Source organism: Cylindrospermopsis curvispora GIHE-G1 (assembly GCF_014489415.1).
Classification (GTDB): domain Bacteria; phylum Cyanobacteriota; class Cyanobacteriia; order Cyanobacteriales; family Nostocaceae; genus Raphidiopsis; species Raphidiopsis curvispora_A.
Genome location: NZ_CP060823.1, coordinates 94170 through 119763 on the forward strand (window position 1 = coordinate 94170; position 25594 = coordinate 119763).

Below are 25594 nucleotides of genomic sequence, written 5' to 3' on the forward strand. Positions count from 1 at the left end.
AAAGAGCGATCGCACTCGAAACTATAAAAGAAGTGCGATTCGCGAGGATATATGAGATTTCCGAAACTATATCAAATAGTGACAGAAATCGGATTCCGTGTTGGTATTTAGAAAGCGATCACATCTAGTCTAATAACTCTTCTAAGTCCTTCAGGAGTTTTTCTAGTTTCTTAGTTTTCTTGACATCCTCCCAGACCTTAGTATTCTTTAACCTTTTGGCGATACCGGTGTATCTTGTTCTCAAAGTTTCTTCAATAGTAGTTTCTGCTGATTTCGAGATCTTGAGTAACTGCTTAATTTCATTAAGTGACAAATTGTCACTTATAGCTTTATTGATTAGTTCGTTACGTTTACCTTCATCCTTAACTTGGGCTATAACTTTAGCTTTAGTGTATTGAAGTTTTCCCTGACGTAATACATCTAGTAAATCACCAGGTAAATTCAACAGTGGTAAACGGCTAGTCCTGAAACTTTCAGCACTAAACTTTCCAATCGTAGAAAAGACCTTCTCTATGGTTTCTATCTGACGAAAAACGTTTTCCGTCAATTCCAAGTTACGTCTTTTGTTATTAGCAGCTTGGTTAAGAATTGAGATAATGTCACTAGGCGCTACATCAAGTTGAATGCCAAGCAATTCCAGAATTCCCTCAGTTTCTTCCAGGGGGCTGAGATCTTCCCGCTGTAAGTTTTCTAGTAAAGTGATTTGCGACCTTTGAATATCAGATAGATCTTTTGAGATAATCGGGACTTCTTTTAAACCTATTATTTGAGCTGCTCTGAGTCGGCGTTCACCAGCCACCAATTCGTATTCGCCAGAAACTCCAGAAAAAGGACGCACTAATAAAGGTTGTAAAATACCGTGTTCTTGAATTGACTGTGCTAAATGATTTAGTTTTTCAACATCAAAATAACGACGCGCTTGCTTGGCAGGTAATCTGATTTTATCAATACTAATGGTAGTGGTTGGAGATTCCACATCTATGTTTATGCTTAATAAATCTTGTATGCCACGCATTCTTGGGAGTTCGAGAGTTTTTTTGACCATTAGAGTTTTTCCATACCCTTCGCTATCTCTTTGAGTACCGTCAGCGCCTGATGTTTTGGGTCATACACGGCTAATGGTTGACTATTCATTGCCGCATCTGCAAAAGCTGTAGCACGGGGAATTTTTGGATATACCTTCCCCAACATTGATAACTGCCGCTCTAAACCATCCAGTATTACCTTATCTTGGTTCGCGTTAACGTACAAGGTCGGCACAAATCCAGCAATATTCAAGTTTCTATTAATATGTTGTTTTACCTGTTTAATGCTATCCAGTAATAGTTCTGTTCCTTTGTATGCCTTGTAATGAGTTTGGACTGGAATTAAGGCATAATTAGCAGCAGATAAACCGAGAATACTCAGAATACCGAGGGAAGGGGGGCAGTCAATGAAAATAAAGTCGTATTTGTGGGAGATAGGTTCTAGAACTTGTTTTAATCTGGTTTCTCTCGCCATTACGCCAGCTAATTGTAATTCTACAGCACTAAGAGTTATATTTGCTGGGGCTAGATCCATACCGTGTAAATTATGGATTGGTAATTTAGCTCCTGGGTTAAGAAGTGGATTGGAGATGATTTCATTAAGCTCGTGGGGTTGAATCCCCATAAATGTGGTTAGAGATGCTTGTGGGTCTAGGTCAATGAGTAGGACTTTATATTTTTTTGCCAGATCATAACCCAGGTTCATTGTCAGGGTGGTTTTCATCACCCCACCCGCTTGGTTAAAGACAGCGATAGTTTTAGTCATGTTCTCTTTTTAGAGGTCTTCACTAAATTCTAACATTGACGGAAAACGTTTTCCGTCAAATAATCACTGAGTTATTGCAATCTCTTTTGGCTCCCTGATTATCTCATTTTTCTGTTCTATTTATCAAAAGAATTCCACTGATATCTATCACACACATCCCTATCAGATTCTGTCTTCCTGCGATCGCCTGCTTATTGGTAAGGATTCCCTACGGGCGATCGCATATTAAGTAAATTTAGTATCGCACGTTGTTGAATAAATTTAGTTGGGATATGAGCAAGAGGGCGATTCCCAAACACCCACCCTAGCACTGACTACCTACAAGATACAAGACGATGGTTCAACCTTTTTCCCGTCCACATAAAGAAATGAGAGATTAATACTTTTAAACTCACTGAAACCGATAAAACTTGAGAACAATCAGGATAGGTGATTGCTCTTTTGATAAGGGAGTTCTTTAAATTAAATATCTTTCATGATTAAAGATACTCAGTAGACTCTAAAATTAGACACTACGAACAAATTTCAAAATTTTCTTAACTTATGATTCAATCTCTTGATTCTCAATATCCACTTATTTTGATTCCACAAATGATTTATGAAGTGAGGTCAGCTCTACCTCCAATTCCAACACCACCAATAGAACCTCCATTACCAAGACCAGTTCCAATAGAACCTCCATTACTAAGATCAGCTCCGATAGAACCTTCATTACCAAGACCGGTTCCAATAGAACCTCTATTTCCAGGAGCTTTACCGCAAAGGCTTCCCATCTTCATTTTTTGGACTTTCTTGATTCTTTTTTCCTTATCTCTCGTTTTACTTTTCTTTACATCTATTTCAGATTTGATTTTAATTCCTTTTGCTATAATACCAGCGATTATATTATCATCTGTTCTTATTTGGAATTATAGAATCTATCCTTATTTTAAATTCCAACACAACCGAAAGATTAGACTACACAATGAATATCTCACTCAACAACGAATACGTAAAAGAGAACTTGAAGCTTATCAAAAGTATCAGAATGATTTGATAACATATCAAAGAGAACTTGAAGCTTATCAAAAGTATCAGAATGATTTGATAGCATATCAAAGAGAAATTAAAGCTTATCAAAAGTATCAGAATGATTTGATAGCATATCAAAGAGAACTTGAAGCAGCCAGAACTCCAGAGAGAGTAAAAGCGTTCCGTAATCAACGTTTGTTAGAAGTATTGAGAAATACTACCTCCTATGATGACAACAATGGTCATGCTCTTATAGGTAGAAGTGAAGAAACATTTCGTCTTTATTTGATACAATACTTTTCTGATAAAATTCATGTACAATTAAAAGTCCAGCCCCCATGGTTTTCATCTGATTTTTATTATACTCCTGATTTCGCTTACATTGACACTGCCACAAACCTTCATATTGATGTGGAAATAGATGAACCTTATGCAATGGATGGTAGACCGCTTCATTTTATTGGGTTACAATCAGAAGTCAACCGAAACCGTTATTTTATAGATATCCTTTGGATTGTTATTCGTTTTGCTGAGGAACAAGTTGTTAGATATCCTGATAGCTGCTGTAAAAAAATTGCTAGTCTTATTAGTAATATAACTAATAATCACTTAATTCTTAACCAATTTATTCGTGTTCCTGATTTACAACTTATGTCGCGATGGACTGAGGAAGAGTCTGTACAAATGTATTTACAACGTCATAGAAATACCTATTTGCCTTAGTAAATTTCCTTGGTTAACTTCCCTTGAGAACAAATAGGACATGCGATTGCCCACTAATTTACTACCTCTTGTCAATACTCCCGAACCCAATAAAACCCGCTCCCAAATTTCCCTTGAGAAGAAATTCGGACAGATCGCCCATTAGATTTACTGTCTTCTGCTAATAGTGTTAAAGCCATGAAGACAAATAGGACATGCGATCGCAATATGATAAATCTACAATTTTTGACTATTTTTTGGCAATTTAGTCATAATAGTCTGAGTTTTATCATCTAGGGTCACAGCTATGCTTTATCACTTAGATTTTCGGGTCGAGTATCCCGGTATGACTCAGAAGGATTTGTTTCTTATTTGGACTAAGGAAGCAGATGCAGCACTAAAAGTTAACGATTCTGGGGTCGCTGTGGATCTTTGGAAGTGTGTGGGATCTCATAGGCTCATTGCTATTGTGGATGTTCCTACAACTGATGCTCTTGACCAAATTCTTTTCGATTTACCCATTATGAGGAAGGTGGGTCAACATGTTCATGTTGATGTTACCTCTTTGAAGGTATATGAGGATTTTACTACTGATGTTACGTCACAATTGTAATCGCTAATAAAAGTATGGGTGGGTTTTATCCCTTCCCATGTATAATCTTTCCCTCTACTTGATTTATCTTAAATACTTTTCTAATACGGTCTTTTAATACTCACCTGATCGCTTACCTCTGTTTTCTCCTATTCTATATCCCCCTTTTGGCTTAATCTCTCTACCTAGTGCGATCTCCCGTAGGGAGTGCTTCGCAATCGCTACTCTCAGCAGAATGCTCACAGAAAAATATTCCCTAAGTTTATAAAATAGCGTTTAGTAAGATTTAGTCTCTTTTGGTTGTTTCTTGTATAGTAATCGAAAGAATAGGTTTTTCGCGCATTTTTAATCAATTCCTTGTACTCAATGACAACCATAAGGAAAAATTATGGTGCGGTTGCTAAATACTACTAGCATTTTTAGAATACTTTAATTACAATACTGAGTATTAAAAGTTCATATTTCTAAACATCACTTTTTAACCTTTTGTTATCTAAACCTATGCTGGAAAGGAATCAGGAACAAAATTTGAGAGATAGAGTGTTTCAGATCTGCGAAAGCCTAGCTAAAAATAATAAAAAAATAAATCGTGAAGTCGTTCGCGAAAAGCTAGGTGGCGGTTCTTTTAGTACAATTTCTCCTTTGGTATCCGAATGGAAGGAATTAAAGTACAAGGGAATTCCGAATGATACTGAAATTCGGACTGATGGTACAAATACCGGAACTGTTAATCATACAGATAGTACGCCAGAACATAGTTTGGAAGATGGTAAAGATACTTTTGTACCTCTGATTCAAAGTACGCAGTCTGTTCCATTAATTAATGAATCTACAGATGTACACATAATTCAAAATGGTAGTACAAACGGTATTCAAAATAGTTCTGAGTTTTGTACTCAAGATGCTTACTCTGGTTCTGTTAGTCGTACAGATGGCTCTGCCTCTTTGATTCAAGGTACAGATTTTATTCAACCATTTCACCAAAGTACAGATTCGGTAGGAATTGAAGTTAATTCCACTTTAAATCAAAGTGAACTATCAAATCAAAATGCTTCATCTGGAGAGATTGTAAAACTTGATAATGGTGAACTAACACAGTCTCAGTCAGTAGATTCACTGTCTTCAGAGGAGATTAACGATTATCTTCCAGAGGAAGATTTGAACTATATCACTAGAAGTGGTGCTGAAAAGGCTTTGGGTCTTCTTGCGGCTCAAGATGCTTTAGCTATGCACTTTTATAAAAATCCTAATGATTTACCATCTGATCTAAAAGAAAAATATCTGGAGTTGCGGCGAAATTTTTCTCAGCTGCGGGGGACTGTTCATGGGAAAGCCTATTCTCCGCAGAATTTGATCAAATTAGCGACGAAGCAGTTAGAAAAGTCCAAGCAAGCGTAAAAAAATCTAGGGTAAACTCTTTCTCTAAAAAATTAACCCGGTTTTTCAAGTCTATAAAAAAGTGGTTTTTTTCTTCTAAAAAACAAACTCCTGTACATAATAAGTCGGAGTATTCGGTAGTTTATGATTCTTTTGATGATTATCAGATAGAACAAGAATCTCTCGTAGAACAAGATCCGTTTGTCTATAATACTTCTCAAGAAATGGATGGAACTGATTTCAAGGAGCAGTCTTCTCAAAGATATTACTTTGATATCAATTCTACATCTCAAGAAGAGCAAAAGTATGGAGACTTAGAAGATAATCAGCATCCAGATGATAAACAAGATGGACTTGAGGAAGATGAACCAAAAGATCCAGTTACGATTTTATATCAAAATTTAAGTTCTCTTCCTGGCAGTCCTTACATTTATCGCATGGAGGAATTCAAACGAATTGTAGCTTCTATTCAATCTGCAAGTTCACTTTTGGTAGTAGGCGATCAAGGTAGTGGGAAAACGTTTTTGGCGGAGCAGGTTTACAAGGCTTTCTTGATTGCCGGTTTTTCTGTCGCTTATGTTGAACCTTGTACAACAAAGCAACTCCTTTTAAAAATCTGTAGTTCTTTTAATATTCCTACTCAGGATTTTGAAGGTAAAAAGTTGACTGTTGAACAGTTAAAGCAAGAAATTGAGATTGTTTTAAAAGGGGGTGGTAAAATTATGATATTTGATGATGCTCAGTGTATCGAAACAAAAATTAGGTTTTGGTTGAAGAAGATTGTTCAATTATGTCCTACCAGTCCTATTTTATTGTTTGCTACTTCACCTCGAAGAGGCGATCTTTTCATTAGTGTTCCTAGGATTTATTTGGAGCCACTTCCGGATAAAATAATTCGCCAAATTATGCGGAGTACTGCTCAAGACCGTTCTATAAATTTGGAAAATGTGGATTTGGCATCTTTGCAGCAACGTGTTGCAGGTAATCCTATGTTGGCAGTTCGAGCAGTTCAGGAAGAATATATTGGCCTTGATTTTGAGGAGGGGGATCACCAAAAATATGGCGATGGCAGTTTCTTAATATTTGTTGGTGTTGTTACTTTTATTGCAGTTAGATTTTTTGCTATTGGACTTGATAACAGATTGCTTTACGCTTTCAGTGGTCTGTTAGCTGTTCTTTTTTGGGGTCTTTATAGGTCTTTGCGATTATTGCCGGGGGAGGGGGCTAAAATTCAATAATGTTGGCAGTTTCTCATGTTCTCGTTAGTGGATTAGCTACTAGTATTGTCCTTAATACTTCTGATCCTATTGTAATTGCAGTTGGTGGAATAGCAGGTTTATTTCCTGATATAGATACACCAAAATCTATTGTGGGAAGGTTGTTTCCCTTTATTTCAAATTTTTTAACTGCAAAAATGCGTCACAGAAGTTGTACGCACTCTTTACTTGCTTCTTTTTTGCTTGCTTTAATTGTTTACCCCATATCCTACTTTTTTAATTTCGGTTATCAAATTCCTTCTGCTATTGTCTGTGGTTATATTTTTGGTTGGTTGGCAGATATGTTTACTAAAAATGGTGTCGAAGTTTTTTGGCCCTCAAAAACACGTTATGTCTGTCCTGCCAATCGGAAATTTCGATTGACAACTGGTTCTAATGCAGAGTATGTCATTCTTTTTCTTTTGATATTGATAGCTTATGGAGTTTTTTATATTAATTATCAAGGAGGATTTTTTCAGCAATTCAACCAAATAATAAGTTCTCCATCTGGAGTTGTGAGATTGTATATGCAACATTCTAAACAAAATAAAATCCTTCTCAATATAGAAGGAACTGATACTACCTCAAGAAATTTGATTAATAAGGAGTTTACTCTAATACAACCTATTAAGAACGATGATTTAATAGTTCTTGATGAGGCTGAAAATAAGCTTTACCTGGCTTCTGAGAGGTTATTTGGCAATATTGTTATAAATCGTATAACTGCTAGGGTTGGACCTCCTGTAAAGACTCAGATTAAGGATTTTTATTTAGAAGATGAGTCTATTAATGATGTTTCTCTCAATTTAAATACAGATTCAACTGTTAAGTCTTTCTTGTCTGGAGATTTTAGTGTTGATGAATTTGATATTTCAAATCTTGGACGCGATAGTAGTTACTTTAATCCTATTGAAGCTACTACTACTAGAATTAAATTAACTGCTGCACCGTTTAATCTAGTTATTAATCAGATAGGTGATGAGTTTCTTACTGGATCTCTTAAGATTTTTTCTATTTCTGATAAATAGTGTCAGTTTTTACTAATTCTTTTTATTAACCTACATTTCAATTATGCCATCAAAACCTTTACCTCCTCCAATTCTTCAACCTACTAATCAATCCTTTGATTTTAATTCATTTAATAATGCTCAAGGTATTTTATTGGGCGATAATTGTTATTGGAACCCTGCTCTTTTACCAAATGGACATGTTGCAATTATTGGAACTTCTGGCAGTGGTAAAACTCAAACTTTAAAGGCTTTAGCTTATGAGTTACCTCGTTTGTTTCCTGATATTAAGAGGATAATTATAGATTATCATGGAGATCAGGAGCTTCCTGATGAAAAGTGTTTTTCTTTAAGTATGAATTCTCCTCATGGCGTTAATCCTTTGATTATTGATCAGGATGTTAAGGGTGGCGGTCCTGCTTTACAAGCAATAGCTGTGGCTGCTAGTCTTAGGAAATCTTTATTAATGGGAGCAAATCAGGAGGGTTTAATTATTGATATTCTTTCTAAATTGTATAAGTCTAAGGGTATAATTCAGGAAGATAATAAAACTTGGACTAAAGAACCTCCTACTTTTAATGAGATGCGTAAGGAGATTGAGTTAAGAATTCAAAGTGGTTGTAAAGATTCTCAGAAGTTGGCACTTAAACTTGCAGCTACTTTTGAATATGGTATCTTTACTAAACCTCAGAAGATTGACAATGTTCCTCTTATTAGGCTTGATTTATCTGCTTTAGGTAAGGTTGTAGGATTAAGTGCAATTGCTACTGAAGCGATTATTAAGCAGATTATGGATGCTCATAGAATTATGGGTGAATCTAAAATACCACGCACTTACTTATTTATTGATGAGTGTAAGGAGGTTCGTAATAGTAGAACTTTAAATATTATTCTGGAGGATGGTCGTAAGTATGGGTTGAGTTGTGTTGTTGCTTCTCAAAGAGACGCTGAAATTAGTAAGGAAATAGTTGCTAATACTGCTACTAAGATTGTTTTAAGTGTGGATCAGACTGAGGTTAAAAATGTTGCTAGACGTTTTAGATTCTCTGAATCTGTTGTTGCTGCTTTAAAACCACTGGAAGCATTAGTCAGAATGGGTAATCAGGGAATAAAGACTAACATAATACCTTATTATAAGAGATCATTATGAAGAATATGTTCACTTTTTTACTTTTAACTGTTTTTCTTTTCTCCTTTAATTCTAGACAGGTTGATGATAAGTCTTCTATAGCTGTTGCTCAAGAAGCAAATAAGGTTAAGTTACAAAATCAGGACTCAGATTCAAATAAGAGAACTTTAAGGATTAATATAGCTGTTACTAATCCTAATCATCTTACTGTACGTGAGGGTACAGTTATAAAAACAGGAGATATTCTTGTTCAAGATTTGGAGGAGCGTAGGCGATTAGAGTTGCAGAAGCAGTCTATTAATTTGGAAATTAATAATTTAAGTTCAAGGCTTATTCAACCTCCTATTTCTCCTAACTTGGATAGTTTAGGCTTCGTTGAGGAGCAGGAAATTTTTGAGCAGGCTAAGTTGAAACTCCGTCATGCTAGATTAAAATTATCTAACAGTTCTAAGGTTTTGTCTTCAGAAGATCCTCATAAAAAAGCTGATTTACAACAGTCTGAAGCTAATTTAGAAATCCTGGCAGAGAAAATTAAGGAGCAACAGTCTTTAATTCTTTCTATGGAGTCTTCTAAAATGCCTCCTGAAGTTTTGACTCATGAGAAAAAGAAGTTAGAAAAGATTATTGGTCAGCATTCTTTGCAGAATGCTGAAGTTCAGTTTAAAAAATCACAGTTGCAGGCTTCTTCTTTGCTTCAGTCTGAAAAGTTGGAACACTTGAGAATGAATGTTGAATTAGCAGAGTCTGATTTGCGTTTGGCTCAGTCTCGTCTTTTGTCTGCTCAGAAAAATAAACAATCTCAACTTTTAGAAAAGTTTGAACGTTCTAAGCTTGATTATAATCAGAGTCTTAGAGATAGGGATTATAAAGTTTCTCAGTTGAAATTGTCTTTGTCGGGAATTGATCAAAAGTTGGCTCAAACTGTAAAAATTAGGAGTCCTAGGAGTGGTGTTATTCAAAGAATTCAACCTTGGAAGGTTAAAAATAATCAAAATCGTACTGTTGTTTATCTTGCCTATTACGTCAAATAGTGTTTTTATTGATTTTGCTTTAGCTAATCTTGTTTCACAGTCTAATTCTCCATCTCCTTCTGGTCAGGATTTACAACTTGATAATGATGGATCAGAAGAACAGTCCAAAGATACTGATTCTGAACGTGATGATAATTTCAATCTTAATACGAATCAAAATCCTTTTTCAAAGCCTGATCTTGATAAGTTGATTACTAGTGAGTTTAATGCTGATATGTGGCGTATTATGCGTGGTGGTCTACCTTGTCTTGAAACTTCGTCTAATTGTTTAGACCAGTTGCAATCTCGTTCTGTTGCTGGTTCTCCGTTGCTCAGGGAATTGGATGCTAGAATTCAGGAGGCTAACGATAAGATAGATGATGCGAAGAAACGTAATGCTAAAACTGTTACTTTATCTATTCTGACTCCTGGTTTACAGTATCTTTTGGGTGTTCCACCTCAACCTGGTCAACCTCAACAAAGAGGGTTTATAGATAATTTGCTTGGTATAGTTAGGGGTGATATTGGTTTAATTAATGGTTTAATCAGTGCTATAGGTGTTCCTTTCTTTAAAGCTTCTCAAGGTGCTAATGAGGAAGCTAATAGAAATGCAATTGCTATATCTGATTTACAAATAAAAACTGCTGAGTTACAGAGAGCTAGAGCGCAACTTGCTGATACTACTAGGGAAAAGGTTGCTATTTCTTTGGTTAAATTTGATGAGGCCAGGACTGACTTTCAGATTGCTCAGGTAATAGCTTCTAGGTCTGTGGATCAGTTTAAGATTTTTGAGAAGCAGTATTTGACTGGTGATTCTAATACTGAGACTTATCTTGGTAAGCTTAATCAGCTTGATAGGACTAAGGCTCAGACTTATTCTGCTTGGGGAAAGGTTAGGAGATCTTTGTTTGAGCTGAAGCTTTTGGTTCTTGGTGTTAAAGATGCAGAAGTTTAATCCTTTATTATCAATCCCCCTTGAGATTCTAATTTCTCATGGGGGATGAAAAAAAACCTGGTAAGTTAAATAACTTTTAGTTTAGCTATATAGCTATAACTTTTATGGTGTTAACCATTCTTGTGGAACAAATGCTTGATCGTTTATGCATTTAGGTGCTTTTCCTGCGTCTGGTAGTGCTGCGTATGTTCTGCTTGTTCCATTATAATTAAATGTTGTTGGAGCAGACCTTAATATTCCGAATCCACAGGCGTTTATTAGAACTGATCTTGGCACGTCTCTAGCTATTAGTAGAGTCACTGCACTTCCCGCAGTTCTACCCCCTAACACTAATCCACCACTTGGTGTCTTGAAATTTGTTGGAACTGGATCTGCAAAATTTCCTCCTACGCATGCTGGAGTTGCGTGTGTGGGTAAATTGCTAATATCTGTATTTGTCCCATTTACACTTATAGATGTGGGTGGGATTGCTCCTAGTGCATTTGCTGATATTCTGATTTCTCCACAAGAACCTACGATTCTGCTTATTGGCCTATCGTTTTTTAGTCCAACTGAAATAACTGAATTTGCTGTTCCACTAAAGATAGTGACGAATACTCCTCTCTCTGTTCCTCTATATACTGTGTTCCCGTTATAGGGAATTGCTAGGGCAGGGCTTAAACTCACTGTTGACAATACACCAACTAAAGGTATTAAGAGCTTTTTCATCTTATTTTCCAACAATTAGTAATTTCTACTTTTATCCTAGATTATTTTTTCCGTACATGCAATATTTGTACTGTAAATTTTTATATATTTTTTCTGTACTTTTTGTACTTACTCTGTTTGCTTTTGATACTTTATTCGTTATTTAGCTTTCTTATTTCTTATTTTTTCTTTTTAAATCCGTTTATTTTTGCTTTTTTGTTAAGAATTTTAATAATCTTCTTTTTTGTCTTTACTTTATTATTTCTATTAGATATACTAAAGGAAAATATATAGCTATTAGTTTTTGTATACTTTTTTCCTTACTTAAAAAAGCGGGGGTGCTTTGTGGTTTCTAGTTTTCAGCATAATTTTTCAGAAGGTTCTTTTTCTCAGCCTACTTTGTTTGATTTAGATTCTTATATATCTGATTACGATTCAAAGTATATTGTTGGTGATATTGAGCGTATTCTTTACGATCCTGCTTGGGATGATGACGATTATCCTGTTTTATCTTCTTCAAAGGAACATCAGTCTTCTGATTTTCTTCCTATTCATGATGCTCTTTTAAATAATATTTCTATTAAGGTTGTGACTGTTCAAGCTCCTTTTGCTTTATGTCTTGGGTCTTCTAAGCAGTATGTCGTTAAATCTCGTAGCACTAATTACAGGGGTAAGGTTGCTGTTCATTGTGCTGTTAAGCTTCCTTCCAAGAATATTCTGAATCAGTTTTCTTTTTCTTCTTCAGATTTTCCTCTTGGTAAAATAATTGGTTTTGCTGAGCTTACAGATTGTTCTCTTATAGATAATTTTTTCCTTTCTCAACAATCTCAGCTTGAGTTACAAGGTCATCAATGGGTGTTAGGTAAGTTTGCTTGGAAGCTTGAGAATTTTACTCCTATTTCTCAAATGATTTCTGTGTCTAGTAAGGGTTCTATTTGGGATTTGGACTCTGATTTAGGTTCTCAAATATCTTCTTCCACTTTTTCTTTCAAACCTGGTGATTTTGTTCTTAATGGTAGACTTGGTCAGGTCATTGATTCTTCCCCTTCTGGTTCTACACGTGTTCAATATTCTGATTGTGTTAAGTCTTATGATGATCTTAGTTCTTTACTTTTTCTCCCTACTGATTTAGTTCTTTATTTTTCTGGTTTATCTTCTTCTTGTCAAAAATCTTCTTTTTCTTCTTATACTCCTACTGGTTCTTTAGTTCAGTATGTTGAAAATAAGAAGTTAAAAAGTGGACTTGTTGCTACTTATCCTAAAGTCTTTTCTGATAGAGATGTTAATAATGTTAGTCATTGGCGTTGGGGTTATTATTATGAAGTTAAAGTTGATACCAAGTGGAAAAATCGAACCCTTTCTGTTCCTTCTTATTTGGTCGATGATGTTAAAATGATGATTAATATGGATTTGTCTGTTTCTTCTATTGTTGACTTTATTCTTAAAAATCGTAGGTCTAGGTAGTTGGATGTTTATTTTTTATCTATTTCTGCTTTTGTTTTCTCAAACTAGTTTTGAATAGTTACTTGTTTTTTCTTTACTTTAATTTTTTCTTTTTTCTCTTGACTTCTTATTCCTTTCTGTACCATTATTTAATTATTGTACTTAATAGTAAAAATATTATTCTAATAGCTATATTATACGCGTTTAATATTGCTAGTAGATATGTAGTCAAGTGGAGTTTACTAAAATGGCAATTCATGAGATTTTTAAAAGATCAATGGATATGTACGGAGTCCGAGGTAAGGATCTAGCCGTAACCGCAGGTGTTTCAGCCCAACATGTGACTGACTTTCGCCAGGGGCGAAAATGGGTTAGCGAGGGTACACTGGAAGCTCTCTTGCGGGGAATGGAACGGTTATCCCCCGGATCGATTAAATATTTTTGCGATTCTCTTGTTAGTCAAAAACTGATAGAAGTAGATTATAGAAGACAAAATACAAATTTAGACAATAAGAAAATGATGCTTGCTAATTTAGTTAAGTCAGCTAATATTGACGAGCTAGAAAGTCTGTCAGTTGCTATTAACAAAAGATGGAAAGAGCTTATAAAGAATCAAGAAAATGAGGAAGATGCTTAATTATATATAATTTAAATGCAGTGTATTTTGTTGGCAAAAATTAGGATCTGCTCTAAATCTATAACCATACTTTAAAAAATGCAGGTACATAGAAACTTCTAGTAGATATACTTTAGTTGATGTTAACGTATTTGACTATAAGTATATCTGTCAACAAAATCAACAATATAAAAAATATTTTGCTGAGTGGGAGAATTAAAATGATACTTAATTCAGAAGAGGTAACAAGTAATCTCAGGAAGAAAATTGAGAAGTGGAAAGAAAGTTTAGCAGATCTGACAAAGAACAATCCTCTCATTCAATTTCGCCCCCATAAGCGAACATTACAAATTACAGATAATATAGACACTGTTTACACTGATATACGACAGGAGAAAAAGGTTTTCTCCTTTAATGTAGAAAGCCCAGATGGACCAAGAATAAAATCAGTTGCGAATGAACTAACAACTGTACAGCCTTGGAATGAGAAATTAAAAATACTCAAAAATTTAACTAGGGAGTCTAGACAATCATTAGAGGAAACGGGAGTCAATATTCTTTTCCTAGCCTTTGGAACTTTAACTTGGGAGGATGAAGATAAGTCAACTAAGTTGTTATCACCCTTGATATTAGTTCCTGTGTCTTTGTTTAAGGAACCAAAAAAGAGTTTTTATAAACTATCTCCTATTCGTGAGGATGAAGAGGCTAGTATTATCATAAATCCTGCTCTTTGTCTGAAATTAAAGAAGTTTGACATTAATCTATCAGAAATTAAATCTCAAAATTCATACAGAGATTTCATAAATATTATCAGAGATAATATTTTACATCAATATCCTTTATGGGAAGTGCGAGATGAACTTTTTCTCTCTCTTTTCTCTTATGCTAATATAGCAATGGTTGAAGATTTCAATAAATACGAAAAAAGAATTCTTGACCATCCTATGTTACAATCCCTTTCCGGTAGTTTAACAGAGATACCATATAACTTCAATGATATTTTGCAAAACTCAATAAAAGACTCTCAAGTAAAACCACAAAATATTTTTCAGGTACTTGATGCAGATTCTAGCCAACAGGTTGTTATTGAAGCAGCCAAACAGGGTGATAGTTTTGTTGTCCAAGGTCCACCCGGAACGGGGAAGAGCCAAACTATTGTCAATATGATTACTGAACTAATTGGTGCTGGAAAGTCAGTCCTATTAGTTGCAGCTAAGGACACTGCAGTCAAAGTCGTTTATGACAGGTTATCTAAATGTGGTTTAGAGCATTTATGCTTAAATCTTCATAATAGTCAAGCTATGAATAATAAGGAAGTTATCCAAGAATTATTAAAAACGATTACTTCTACTAATAGTAGTTTTGATACTAGTAAACATCAAAATTTTTTCGATGAGTTACTCAGCAGTCGTGAACACATCAATTCATATCCTGTTGACTTACATACAAAACATCAACCTCTAGATAGGTCTCTTTTTGAGCTTTATGGAGAGTTACTAAAAAAGAAGAGAGCAGATCTGCCAAACTATAATGTCAGGTTTCCAAATTATGAAAGCTGGTCTACTCAGGAATTGAATATTGCTAATTCTCTGCTAAAACAGTTAGGTAGTTTGTCTGAACTTTTTTATGAAAAGACAAATTCGATTTGGTCACAGAGTTTTACTTCTGATGATTTCTCTCCTGCTCAAAAAATGAACTTGGAACAAATAATCAGTAATCTTCAGCAAGGTATAGATTCTGCTAGAGAGTTAGAAACTGAACTAAAATTAATTTTTAATAATGATTATATCCTCCATAATATAGATTCTATAGAGTTCTCCTATAATGCCTTATGTCATCTATTAAAAGTAACTGAAATTAATTTACCAAACAATTGGGTAACTATAGATATTGATAAAGAGAGAGCCAGTATTGAGCATTATAAATCTTCCTTGAAAATCATTAATGACCCTCAGAATACTTTAATTAGGGAGAGATATTCAGAAGAGTTTTTCTCTCTTAATTTATTTGAATTATCTCAAAGATATGAGAATTATGCTAAGAAGTGCTGGATTCTTAATATGCTCAATCCGGTCTATAGACAAGATATGAAGTTATTATGTAAATTAAACAATGATAGAAAATCCCATTCTTTACATCAATTTAGACAAGACCTATTGAGGTCACTTAAAATTCAGTCTATTGAAAATAACTTAGAGCAAGATTATACAAATAACGAAAATCAAGGCTCTTTTCTATCTTTATCTAATATTCACAATATGGATGAAGTAGAAGTAGAACTAGAGAACTTTGAGCAATTATTAAATTGGATAGATGAGTTAGATAAATATTATCTTTCTCGTGAAAATGTAGATACTATACAGAAATCCGTGCTTGAACTGGACGATGTTATCAAAAAAGTTCATAACCTGAAGTTAATAAAACAGGAAATAGATTTTGGATTAGACTTTTTGTTTAACCAGCGACAACTCAATTATATTTATACTAGGGAAAATATAAAGCAAGTAGATTTAGGAAAAGTAAAGGAGTTTTTAGAACTAGCTAGTTTAGATCTAGATAAGTTAAGTGAATGGTTTTTATGTCAAGATATTTGCCGTAAATTGGAAAAGTTAGGGTGTGAGTCTTTCTTACAACTATTGCGTAAGAATAAGGATATTTTAAGCCAGGATTGGTTTACAATTTTAGAAAAACTTATTTATGAAGCACACATTCAGGGTATTCTGTTTAAACAACCAGGGTTAAGGTTATTTAACTCACAATCCCATCAAGATGATATTAATAATTTCAAAAAACTAGATGTTCAACAGTTACAGATTGCACAGATAAGACTTAGACTAAGCCATGCTCAAAGATGGCAAACTTTTGAAGTTAATCCTGATAATTCACTCCAAATCCAAAATTTAGGAAAGGAGCAAAAGAAAAAAAGAAAATATTTACCTATACGTAAACTACTCAATGATAAAAATCAAGGTATCAAAAGTGTGATTAAAACTTTAAAACCTTGCTGGATGATGAGTCCTATTGCTGTCACTAAGTATATTGACCCTGACGAAACTATATTTGATGTTTTAATTTTTGATGAGGCTTCTCAATTACGAACAGAACATGTTATATCATCAATTATACGGGCAAAGCAAGTAATAATTATCGGAGACACTAAACAGCTTCCACCTACTTCATTTTTTATGGCAACTGAGGAAGAAGAAGACATGGAGGAAGATGTACCAGAAAATCTATCATTTGACAGCATATTAGATGAGTGTTCAGTTTTTTTACAGCAATTAACCCTAAAATGGCATTACCGTAGCCAAGATGAGAGACTAATTGCTTTCTCCAACTATCATTTTTATGACTCCAGATTGATTACATTTCCTAACGCTATTCAAAGTAAACAACTGGGGGTGGAGTTTAAATACATTGAAGATGGAATTTATCAACGTGGAGAAAGTAGAGTTAATCTAAAAGAAGCACAAACGATTGCAGGGCTTGCTTTGGAGCATGTGAGAACTAATCCTCAAGAATCTTTGGGAATTATTGCCTTTAGCCAATCTCAAACTAACGCCATTGAGCAAGAGCTAGAAAAGTTATACAAAGCCAACCCAGATTTACAAGATTTTTGTGAAAATGATTCAACTCAGTTTTTTCTGAAGTCCTTGGAGAATATACAAGGTAATGAAAAAGACATAATATTATTAAGTGTTGGATATGGAAAAGATAGTGTCGGTAAGTTTACACTTAACTTTGGTCCGCTTAATAAAGCAGGTGGAGAACGTAGACTCAATGTTGCCATTACAAGAGCTAAAAATAAACTGATTTTAGTCTCCTCCATAACTGCTGGGGATATCGATCCTACACGGGTCAACAGTCAAGGGGGTAGATTATTACGTGAATACCTACAATATGTCGAAAGTGGTGGCAATTTCTTGTCTGGTAACTCTTTCACTGAGTCACTAAAATTTGATTCTCCATTTGAAGAGGATGTGTATATGTCTATTTGTCACCATCCCGAACTCAAAGACTATAATGCTTATACTCAAGTTGGATGTTCTGACTATCGAATTGATTTAGCGATTGTCCACAAAGAGAGACCTGGAGAGTTTGTTCTGGGTATAGAATGTGATGGAGCTTCTTATCACAGTTCTCTTACCGCTAGAGACAGAGATCGCCTCAGACAAGAACAGTTGGAAAAACTAGGTTGGAAAATCTATCGTATTTGGTCAACAGAGTGGTTTCATAATAAAGGTTCCCAGGTACAACTGTTGGTAGAGAAGATTAAATCTCTTAGGAATGTCCAATAAAACCTGAAAAAATGACTTGCTACTCATTTATCCACTCTTTAGCTACTTTTAATGCAGCATCTGCTGTGTAGTAAATTCCCTTACCATAAACTGAACCATCTAAAGCAATTACTCTAAACTCCCAAGCATGTGCAGGAGTGTAGAATACTACGACCACGTTGCTATTGTGAGAAATCAGCTTTGCTATTTTTACGTTTGATTCCATATTTTTTGTTTCACTCTACAAGAACATTTGTACCATTAATTTTAGGATTAGTTATCCCTTTTGGTAAATTACCCACCTTTTTAGGCGAATTATTTCTGTACTCCAACTATAGTTTGTACTATCGTTTGGTTATGATTGATATGTGTATATTTTACTCCAAATAAGAATAGCTCTAAGAATTAAAAAATCTTGCATCATTGCCTAACTTTATTAGCATCCTCCCCAAGATAGATATTTTTCTGGTCATATTTTTGCATAGGTTCGGTTTACCGAACTAATATGGAGTGTTTTTACTGTCAGAGTTCAGGTGAACTGATTTAAAAAGTACCGCATTTTCTACATTGATTATAGAGAATAGAAATTTAGATAATTAATGTATATAAATCTTGAGCATAATCAACTGTAATAGTTATGAGCAGTATAAACCAACAATACCAGTACAATGCTGTTTTAGGTGGTACAGTAGATACACAAGAAAAACCCTCACATTCAGGAGAAGAACCACTATTAACCACTTATGAGGAAACTCCCCACAAGCCGAATATTATTGGGCAAGCCATAAGTTATGGGGAGAAGGGTATAAATTTGCTGTTCTCCTTCCTTAATAATGGAAAAACATCTGAATACCAGAACGGTTATAGTCACAAAGGAATTGATACAAAACCTTTTAGCTTCAATCTGGTGACTACGAATAAAAGAGGAGAAATAATTAGTACAACTCTAGGTTATGCCAGATCCTTCATCCAAGATTTAGGAAATGGTGTGAACCTGGAAATGGTTCAAATTCCAGGTGGAAAATATCTCATGGGTTCAAGGGACGAGAGATGTGATTGGGAATTTCCTGAGCATGAGGTAATACTACCAAACTTTTTCATGAGTAAATATCCAGTAACACAAGAACAGTACAAGGCTATTACGGGTGCTAATCCGTCCATGTTTAAAGGTGATCAACTTCCTGTGGAAAACGTGAGTTGGAATAATGCAGTAAGTTTTTGTGAGGAGTTAGCCATAAAGACAGGAAAGAGTTATACCCTACCCAGCGAAACCCAGTGGGAATACGCCTGTCGCGCAGGAACAGGAACAGCATTCTACTTTGGAGATAGTATTAACAGTGACTTAGTTAATTACAATGGTAATTACAGCTATGGACTGGTGCACAAACAGAAATTTAGGCAAAAGACACTAGCAGTAGGTTCACTAATGCCTAATGCCTATGGTCTTTATGATATGCACGGGAACGTTTATGAATGGTGTTTAGATGATTGGCACAGCAATTATAATGGCGCACCAGATAATCAAAATCCTTGGTTTTCCCGGAGTAGTAGGTGGAAAGTGGTAAGGGGTGGTTCCTGGAATACAAGTCCCCAGGATTGTAGGTCTACCTCCCGTAGTCTCCACATGGCTGATAGTGCTTATGGGGATATTGGTTTTAGGCTTGTCTTAAATGTGTCTTGACCACTTCCATTATTAGGCGATCGCATTTCTTGGGGTAACTCCAGGAGATCCGATCGCTCTTGTGTATAGGGGTTTCGAGTAGTTGTTTTATTTGGGTAAGGAAGTAAGAGTTCTAAGATGGGCGATCGCCTGACAGATAGGATATTCAAAAGTTGTTTTATTCGCTGCATGAGATGCGATTTCCCATAGGGAGTGCTTCACAATCCTATTTGGGAGTAAGTGGTATGTTATTCTCCCTGAGTTTCGATATGCGATCGCCAATTAATAGAAAGGTCAATTTTCCCAAACCTCGAGAAAATGTTCCCATTCTTCATCTGATTGTGGAGGACCATCCTTAAACATTCCGACCACCTTTGCCAGTTTTCGAGCTTGGTCTTCAGTCTCGCCTAACTCTATAAATTGGGACTCAAGTTTAGGATCATAACCTTTTGAGATAAGGTGTAGGTATTCCTCATCTGTAATATTCAAATTGTGAATGTTTTCCATACGTTACCTTTAATTAGTGATACTAGCTAGTTATAGACTAGAATATGTCAACTGATTTTTGGTCTCTCTTGCAAAACTGAAAATAGAGCCAATACGCTCAAATCCCTGTTTTTTATAATATCCATCTTCATCAGATAGCATATAAACATCTGTACGTGGTTGGTCAGCAGCAGCAGTTTCAATAAGACGTTTTCCTAGTCCCTTTCCCCTCCATTGCTTGGACACGAGCAGGTCGTAGACATAGAGGCCAAATATTCCATCTTTTCGGCAACGTATATACCCGATTATACAGTTATTTGCCACAGCGACGTAAACAATACAATCAGCGAGTACCTGACCATATTCCTGTTCACGGTTGTAGTAGCAAGACCAGTTGTTACCTTCACCGCGTAGGAGTGTGAATAGGGCAGGGTTGTCATCTTCTGTGTATGGTTTTATCTGAATCATTTGTATCTCAGTCTTAACTTAATACGTTTATTATAATCCTTTATTTAACTTAAATAATATAATTTTACCTATTTTTGTTTTGTAAGTTACTAAATACACTTACAAATTTACTACTAATTACTACTAAAGTAACAGTGTGTTTGTTTATGTCAAATTTTAGACAAGATTTTTTCACCAATTACACTTACCAGAGGGAAACAATCGGGAAAAATAACAAAAGGTAGTTATGAAAGCCCTCAGCATTATGCTTTAGACTATTTAATCTTATGCAAGAATCTCAATCCCATTACCAGTAGGGTTGTGCAAGTAAAAGTTATTGCAAGTTGTTAATTTTTCCTAAATCACAAAAAATCATAAAACAAGAGGAAGTATTATTACCGCCTCTATTTAGTAAATTGATAGTAAAGTAACATTAAAAAAATAGGTAACAATATGCAACCCGTTAATCAGTTAATAGAGGTTCAAGAAAATTTATCATCAGAAACTATAAGGGTTTCTGCACTTCATGCGTTAGCATACTGTCCACGTTTGTTCTATCTTGAAGAAGTCGAACAGCTTTACACTCAAGATGCAGCTGTATTTGCTGGACGTCGACTGCACGTAGATTTAGAAAAAAAAGAAGATGAAATCTGGGAAGAATTATTTCTAGAAAGTGAAGAATTAGGAATACGAGGACGAGTAGATGCTCTTAGAACTCTTGATGGAGAAACTATTCCTTATGAGCATAAAAGAGGTCTTTCATGTCGAGATGAAAAGAAACAGCCACAAGCATGGAATAGTGATAAATTACAAATATTGGCTTATGCCATGCTTTTAGAATCTACTTTGGGAATTACAGTAAAAGAGGGCCGTATTCGTTATCATGCTGATAATACATTAATCCATATACCTTTGGATAATTTGGGTAAGCAGTTAGTTTTTGATGCTATTGAGCAAGCTCGCATTTTAAGAAAATCAGCCTACAGACCACCTGTAATAGAAAATGAAAGATTATGTGCCCGTTGTTCTTTAGCACCAGTTTGTTTACCAGAAGAAGCTAGACTGGCCCATGACAAGGAATGGCAACCTATTCGCCTTTTTCCAGAAGATGATGAACGTTTGGTAATTCATATTTTAGAACCAGGTACATTAGTAGGAAAAACAGGAGAGCAAATAAAAATTAATCGTCGTAATCAATCTGTGGAAACCATTCCAGCTCGTCAAATAGGACAATTAGTTTTGCATAGCTTTTCTCAAATTTCTACTCAAGCATTACACTTTTGTGCCTCTCAATATATAGGAGTACACTTTATTTCTGGTGGTGGTAGATATATAGGTAGTTTTGATAATAGACAGGGCAGTATTCAGCGTCGCATTCGTCAATATAATGCTTTAATTGACCCAAATTTTTGTTTAGAAATGGCTCGGAAATTAGTCTTGTGTAGAGGTCAAGGACAACGTAAATTTTTAATGCGTGCAGCTAGAGGTAATTCTCAAGTAACAGATATTTTACGTAATGCGATCGCACAAATAAAAATCATGATCAAACAAATTAGTAAAGCCAAGTCTTTAGATTCATTGTTAGGAATAGAAGGAAATATAGCTGCATCTTATTTTAGTGCATTACCATATTTAATTGTACAAGATGTAGTAAGAGAGCTACACTTTAATGGCAGAAATCGACGACCTCCAAAAGATAGGTTTAATGCATTATTAAGTTTTGGGTATGCTTTGGTTCTCAAGGATGTAATGAATGCTATCTTGAATATTGGACTAGAACCAGCACTAGGTTTTTATCATCAACCACGCACTCAGGCTGCGCCTTTAGCATTAGATTTATTAGAAATATTTAGAGTACCATTGGTAGATGTAATAGTCATATATTCAATAAATCGACATCAATGGCATCCTCAGAATGATTTTGATGTTAGAGGACAACAAGTCTGGTTAACTGACTCTGGAAAACGCAAGTTTATTGAATTATATGAGCGTCGTAAACAAGAAACCTGGAAGCATCCGGTAACAGGTTATTCTCTTACCTATCGTCGTTTATTTGAACTAGAAGTACGTTTACTAGAAAAAGAGTGGAGCGGTGAACCAGGTTTGTTTGGCAATTTAATATTGAGGTAATTTTTAGTCATGGCAGAACACAAGAATTGTTATCTTATTTGTTATGATATTCGCAACTCCAATCGTTGGCGCAAAGCATACAATTTATTACAAGGATATGGTGACAGGATTCAGTATTCTATTTTTCGATGCTGGCTGACTATGCGAACACGTGAAAAATTGAGGTGGGAATTAGAAATAATATTAACGAGTGAAGATGAGCTGTTACTAATTCGGCTTTCTCATCAATGTATAAGTGACATACACAAGTATAACCGCTCTGGAGCCTGGTTTGATGCAGAAAGTTACTACAAGATTTTATAATACAAGCACCTCTGACTGTTGGTAAAAAAAACAAAAGAGATAGGCAGAAAGTCTTGTAAGATATGATTTTTAAGAAATTGACTGATTAAATAGGTACTTGCATTTTGTCTGAAAGTAAGTAAGGATAAGGGATTCAAGTGATATAGAGAGCATGTGAAATTCACTTTTCAAGCAAAATTTGTTCATTTTCTTGCATTTCAGATCAGGTGCTTGTAAAATGACCATAGAAAGGCTTCTGGAACTGGTTTTTAGCTACCGCCCTACTGTTTCAACCTTTGATGCCATTAGGCGTTGATCACCCTATTGGCGTGCAAAATTTGTTTGATGAACTGTGCTGTTTCAACCTTTGATGCCATTAGGCGTTGATCACAGTCTGGGGAGGTTATTAAACACAGGAAATGGAAGCTGTTTCAACCTTTGATGCCATTAGGCGTTGATCACAATTCAATGCCAAGCTACATCCGGATAGTCAGATAACTGTTTCAACCTTTGATGCCATTAGGCGTTGATCACTTTAAGCAGTATTAGTCTCTACTGGTTATGCTTATCTGTTTCAACCTTTGATGCCATTAGGCGTTGATCACGATGACAGGGACTACCACCACCAGTGGGGTGTAATTCTGTTTCAACCTTTGATGCCATTAGGCGTTGATCACTAACCTGACTCAGTATTGAACCATTGCACCTGTCTACTGTTTCAACCTTTGATGCCATTAGGCGTTGATCACGAAAGAACGCCCAATGGTGCGTCTTGTTCTGTCTCTACTGTTTCAACCTTTGATGCCATTAGGCGTTGATCACTACAATCAGACGAATAAAGAAAATGTCGGATTTTTCTGTTTCAACCTTTGATGCCATTAGGCGTTGATCACCCATCATATCCGCTATCGCCTGTACTGGCTCGGTTCTGTTTCAACCTTTGATGCCATTAGGCGTTGATCACAAATCAGCTTGGGTTTTCTTTGTTGACTCAAGTAGTCTGTTTCAACCTTTGATGCCATTAGGCGTTGATCACAGATATATGGCACGTTCATATGTTGCAACCATGTCTGCTGTTTCAACCTTTGATGCCATTAGGCGTTGATCACACATTAAAATAACTTATAGGGAGAGATAACAAAAACCTGTTTCAACCTTTGATGCCATTAGGCGTTGATCACAAAAAACCTGCCCAGATTGCGTTGGCTACGGAAGTATCTGTTTCAACCTTTGATGCCATTAGGCGTTGATCACAAGTTGTTAGGAGAACTTATGAAACTTGTGTCTTTCTGTTTCAACCTTTGATGCCATTAGGCGTTGATCACTACTTTAGTTTCTAACTCAATACTTTTATAATATCTGTTTCAACCTTTGATGCCATTAGGCGTTGATCACCCAAAAAATGTAAATGTAATTAAGTTGCTAAATAAAGTTTAATCTTTTTATGTCTTGTCTAATTTAGATGTAACAAGACGTTTTGTGTTCCGTAAAATTTTAGAAAATCTGGTTTTTTAAAAAGCGGAAATCTTTTTGCCGGGTACTTGGTTTAGTATTGCCATAAAGATAAAAAATATAGTCCTAATACCTGTTTAAGTAACCAAACTCAATCACTGAGTTTGACTTACTTTGATACATCAAACCTTTTGTAACCCATATGTGGAGTATGTCTACTATGTCAAGGCATTTACTAAGATTACTAGAAATAGACTCAATGATTAGAGATAATAGGCGTTTCACAACACGAGAAATGGCAGAAAGACTAGAAGTTAGTGAACGTACATTACGGAGTGACATAGCATTTTTGCGTGATCGATTCAATGCCCCTCTTGATTTTTCGTCTAAACAAGGATTCCACTATACAGATGAAACATGGCGATTGCCTAGCATTAATCTATCAATATCAGAACTATTTGCAGTAATGCTAGGTGCAAAAATGCTAGAATCCTATGCCGGAAGTGCTTATATAAATGATTTAGATTCAGCGATTTTGCGGTTGACTGAAAGAGTACCCAAAGAAGTTCAGATAAATACAGAAAAATTATCAGATCAAAGAATTATTTTTACCGGAGGGGCAGAGACTTATATTGCTCCGGAAATTTTGCGAAATCTGGTAACAGCAATTGATAATGTAAAACAGATAAAGATAGAATACTATACAGCAAGTCGTGATACATTCTCTGAAAGAATTGTAAATCCTTATAATTTACGTATTCATAGGGGTACTAATTATTATGTAATTGGGTTTTGTCATAATAGACAAGCCATTCGTTATTTTCGAGTCGATAGAATCAAAAAGTTGCAGTTATTAAGCTGTAGTTTTACAAGAGATCCAAGTTTTAATATCCAAGATCATCTTAATGACAGTTTTCAAATAGAATTAGGAGAAGGGCAACCACAATTGGTCAGAATATGGTTTAGTCCATCTACTACCCCATATGTGAAGGATAGGCGTTGGCATGGTACTCAAAAAATTGAAGAACATCCCGATGGATCCATGATTTTACAAATGGAAGCAACAGGATTAAATGATTTAAAAAGATGGGTGTTGGGGTATGGTGGTGGTGCAATAGTTCTTTCACCTCCTGAATTAATAGATCTGGTAAGAGATGAAGTTCAAAAAATGGTTCAAAATTATCGAGAAAAATAACTCATGACATCTAAATACTGTAATATTATAAGAACAAGTTCTAAGATGTCGCCAGGCGTTGATCACGAACGTATTGTGTTCTCTCTTTA

Annotated in this window: 22 protein-coding genes and 1 CRISPR repeat array; of the genes, 15 read left to right on the forward strand and 7 right to left on the reverse strand. The window is 35.3% G+C overall.

Annotated elements, in window-relative coordinates:
* Positions 1-124 precede the first annotated feature (124 nt).
* Together IAR63_RS17895 and IAR63_RS17900 are read right to left on the reverse strand one after the other, a co-directional pair.
* Positions 125-1045 (reverse strand): ParB/RepB/Spo0J family partition protein, encoded by a 921-nt coding sequence (locus tag IAR63_RS17895; RefSeq protein WP_187707530.1) that lies wholly within the window; start codon positions 1043-1045, stop codon positions 125-127.
* Positions 1045-1791, reverse strand: coding sequence for a ParA family protein (locus IAR63_RS17900; protein WP_187707531.1), 747 nt, complete (start codon positions 1789-1791; stop codon positions 1045-1047). Before IAR63_RS17900 ends, IAR63_RS17895 begins: the two co-directional genes overlap by 1 nt.
* A gap of 543 nt (positions 1792-2334) precedes the next feature.
* Here IAR63_RS17900 and IAR63_RS17905 point away from each other — a divergent pair.
* From IAR63_RS17905 to IAR63_RS17940, 8 genes are all read left to right on the forward strand, one after another.
* A complete protein-coding gene (locus tag IAR63_RS17905) occupies positions 2335-3525 on the forward strand; it encodes a hypothetical protein (protein ID WP_187707532.1) in 1191 nt (396 codons plus the stop codon).
* Positions 3526-3811: 286 nt separating this feature from the next.
* On the forward strand, positions 3812-4117 hold the full coding sequence (locus tag IAR63_RS17910; RefSeq protein ID WP_096545470.1) for a muconolactone Delta-isomerase family protein: 306 nt from the start codon (positions 3812-3814) through the stop codon (positions 4115-4117).
* 480 nt (positions 4118-4597) lie between these two features.
* Positions 4598-5494 (forward strand): DNA-binding protein, encoded by an 897-nt coding sequence (locus IAR63_RS17915; protein WP_187707533.1) that lies wholly within the window; start codon positions 4598-4600, stop codon positions 5492-5494.
* 203 nt (positions 5495-5697) lie between these two features.
* Positions 5698-6711, forward strand: coding sequence for an ATP-binding protein (locus IAR63_RS17920; RefSeq protein ID WP_187707534.1), 1014 nt, complete (start codon positions 5698-5700; stop codon positions 6709-6711).
* Positions 6711-7757 carry a metal-dependent hydrolase gene (locus IAR63_RS17925; RefSeq protein ID WP_187707535.1) on the forward strand — a complete coding sequence of 349 codons (1047 nt, stop codon included), beginning with the start codon at positions 6711-6713 and terminating at the stop codon, positions 7755-7757. Before IAR63_RS17920 ends, IAR63_RS17925 begins: the two co-directional genes overlap by 1 nt.
* Positions 7758-7800: 43 nt before the next feature.
* Positions 7801-8886: an ATP-binding protein gene (locus IAR63_RS17930; protein ID WP_187707536.1), complete on the forward strand. Its 1086-nt coding sequence runs from the start codon at positions 7801-7803 to the stop codon at positions 8884-8886.
* On the forward strand, positions 8883-9896 hold the full coding sequence (locus IAR63_RS17935; RefSeq protein ID WP_187707537.1) for an HlyD family secretion protein: 1014 nt from the start codon (positions 8883-8885) through the stop codon (positions 9894-9896). Before IAR63_RS17930 ends, IAR63_RS17935 begins: the two co-directional genes overlap by 4 nt.
* Positions 9814-10830, forward strand: a complete 1017-nt coding sequence (locus IAR63_RS17940; RefSeq protein WP_235678420.1) for a hypothetical protein — start codon at positions 9814-9816, stop codon at positions 10828-10830. The genes IAR63_RS17935 and IAR63_RS17940 overlap by 83 nt, the downstream gene beginning before the upstream one ends.
* Before the next feature lie 102 nt (positions 10831-10932).
* Here IAR63_RS17940 and IAR63_RS17945 read toward each other — a convergent pair whose 3' ends face one another.
* On the reverse strand, positions 10933-11538 hold the full coding sequence (locus IAR63_RS17945; RefSeq protein WP_187707538.1) for a hypothetical protein: 606 nt from the start codon (positions 11536-11538) through the stop codon (positions 10933-10935).
* Positions 11539-11862: 324 nt separating this feature from the next.
* Between IAR63_RS17945 and IAR63_RS17950 the strand changes: the two genes are divergently transcribed.
* The 3 genes from IAR63_RS17950 to IAR63_RS17960 all read left to right on the forward strand — a co-directional run bounded on the left by IAR63_RS17950 (position 11863) and on the right by IAR63_RS17960 (position 17874).
* Complete coding sequence (locus IAR63_RS17950) at positions 11863-12981, forward strand: ASCH domain-containing protein (RefSeq protein ID WP_187707539.1); 1119 nt, start codon at positions 11863-11865, stop codon at positions 12979-12981.
* Positions 12982-13207: 226 nt separating this feature from the next.
* A complete protein-coding gene (locus tag IAR63_RS17955; protein ID WP_187707540.1) occupies positions 13208-13597 on the forward strand; it encodes an XRE family transcriptional regulator in 390 nt (129 codons plus the stop codon).
* A gap of 200 nt (positions 13598-13797) precedes the next feature.
* Complete coding sequence (locus IAR63_RS17960) at positions 13798-17874, forward strand: DUF4011 domain-containing protein (protein WP_187707541.1); 4077 nt, start codon at positions 13798-13800, stop codon at positions 17872-17874.
* A 19-nt stretch (positions 17875-17893) separates the two neighbouring features.
* On the opposite strand, the gene IAR63_RS17965 is transcribed toward IAR63_RS17960, so the two are convergent.
* Entirely contained in the window at positions 17894-18079 is a 186-nt protein-coding gene (locus IAR63_RS17965) for a hypothetical protein (RefSeq protein ID WP_057177697.1), read from the reverse strand.
* 411 nt (positions 18080-18490) lie between these two features.
* Here IAR63_RS17965 and IAR63_RS17970 point away from each other — a divergent pair, with 411 nt between their 5' ends.
* Positions 18491-19534 carry a formylglycine-generating enzyme family protein gene (locus tag IAR63_RS17970; RefSeq protein ID WP_187707542.1) on the forward strand — a complete coding sequence of 348 codons (1044 nt, stop codon included), beginning with the start codon at positions 18491-18493 and terminating at the stop codon, positions 19532-19534.
* Here IAR63_RS17970 and IAR63_RS17975 read toward each other — a convergent pair.
* The 3 genes from IAR63_RS17975 to IAR63_RS17985 all read right to left on the reverse strand — a co-directional run bounded on the left by IAR63_RS17975 (position 19492) and on the right by IAR63_RS17985 (position 20467).
* Positions 19492-19704 carry a hypothetical protein gene (locus IAR63_RS17975; protein WP_187707543.1) on the reverse strand — a complete coding sequence of 71 codons (213 nt, stop codon included), beginning with the start codon at positions 19702-19704 and terminating at the stop codon, positions 19492-19494. The two genes, IAR63_RS17970 and IAR63_RS17975, sit on opposite strands and share 43 nt — an antisense overlap.
* Before the next feature lie 103 nt (positions 19705-19807).
* On the reverse strand, positions 19808-20020 hold the full coding sequence (locus IAR63_RS17980; protein ID WP_057177698.1) for a hypothetical protein: 213 nt from the start codon (positions 20018-20020) through the stop codon (positions 19808-19810).
* Positions 20021-20050: 30 nt separating this feature from the next.
* On the reverse strand, positions 20051-20467 hold the full coding sequence (locus IAR63_RS17985; protein WP_187707544.1) for a GNAT family N-acetyltransferase: 417 nt from the start codon (positions 20465-20467) through the stop codon (positions 20051-20053).
* Positions 20468-20899: 432 nt separating this feature from the next.
* Here IAR63_RS17985 and IAR63_RS17990 point away from each other — a divergent pair, with 432 nt between their 5' ends.
* The 3 genes from IAR63_RS17990 (at position 20900) to IAR63_RS18000 (ending at position 25505) form a co-directional block, all read left to right on the forward strand.
* Positions 20900-22576 carry a type I-MYXAN CRISPR-associated endonuclease Cas4/Cas1 gene (locus IAR63_RS17990; RefSeq protein WP_187707545.1) on the forward strand — a complete coding sequence of 559 codons (1677 nt, stop codon included), beginning with the start codon at positions 20900-20902 and terminating at the stop codon, positions 22574-22576.
* Between the two features lie 9 nt (positions 22577-22585).
* Positions 22586-22879 (forward strand): CRISPR-associated endonuclease Cas2, encoded by a 294-nt coding sequence (gene cas2, locus IAR63_RS17995; RefSeq protein WP_187707546.1) that lies wholly within the window; start codon positions 22586-22588, stop codon positions 22877-22879.
* A gap of 263 nt (positions 22880-23142) precedes the next feature.
* A CRISPR array of direct repeats spans positions 23143-24253; the repeat unit is 36 nt; unit sequence CTGTTTCAACCTTTGATGCCATTAGGCGTTGATCAC.
* Between the two features lie 352 nt (positions 24254-24605).
* Complete coding sequence (locus IAR63_RS18000; protein WP_328701264.1) at positions 24606-25505, forward strand: helix-turn-helix transcriptional regulator; 900 nt, start codon at positions 24606-24608, stop codon at positions 25503-25505.
* Positions 25506-25594 lie beyond the last annotated feature (89 nt).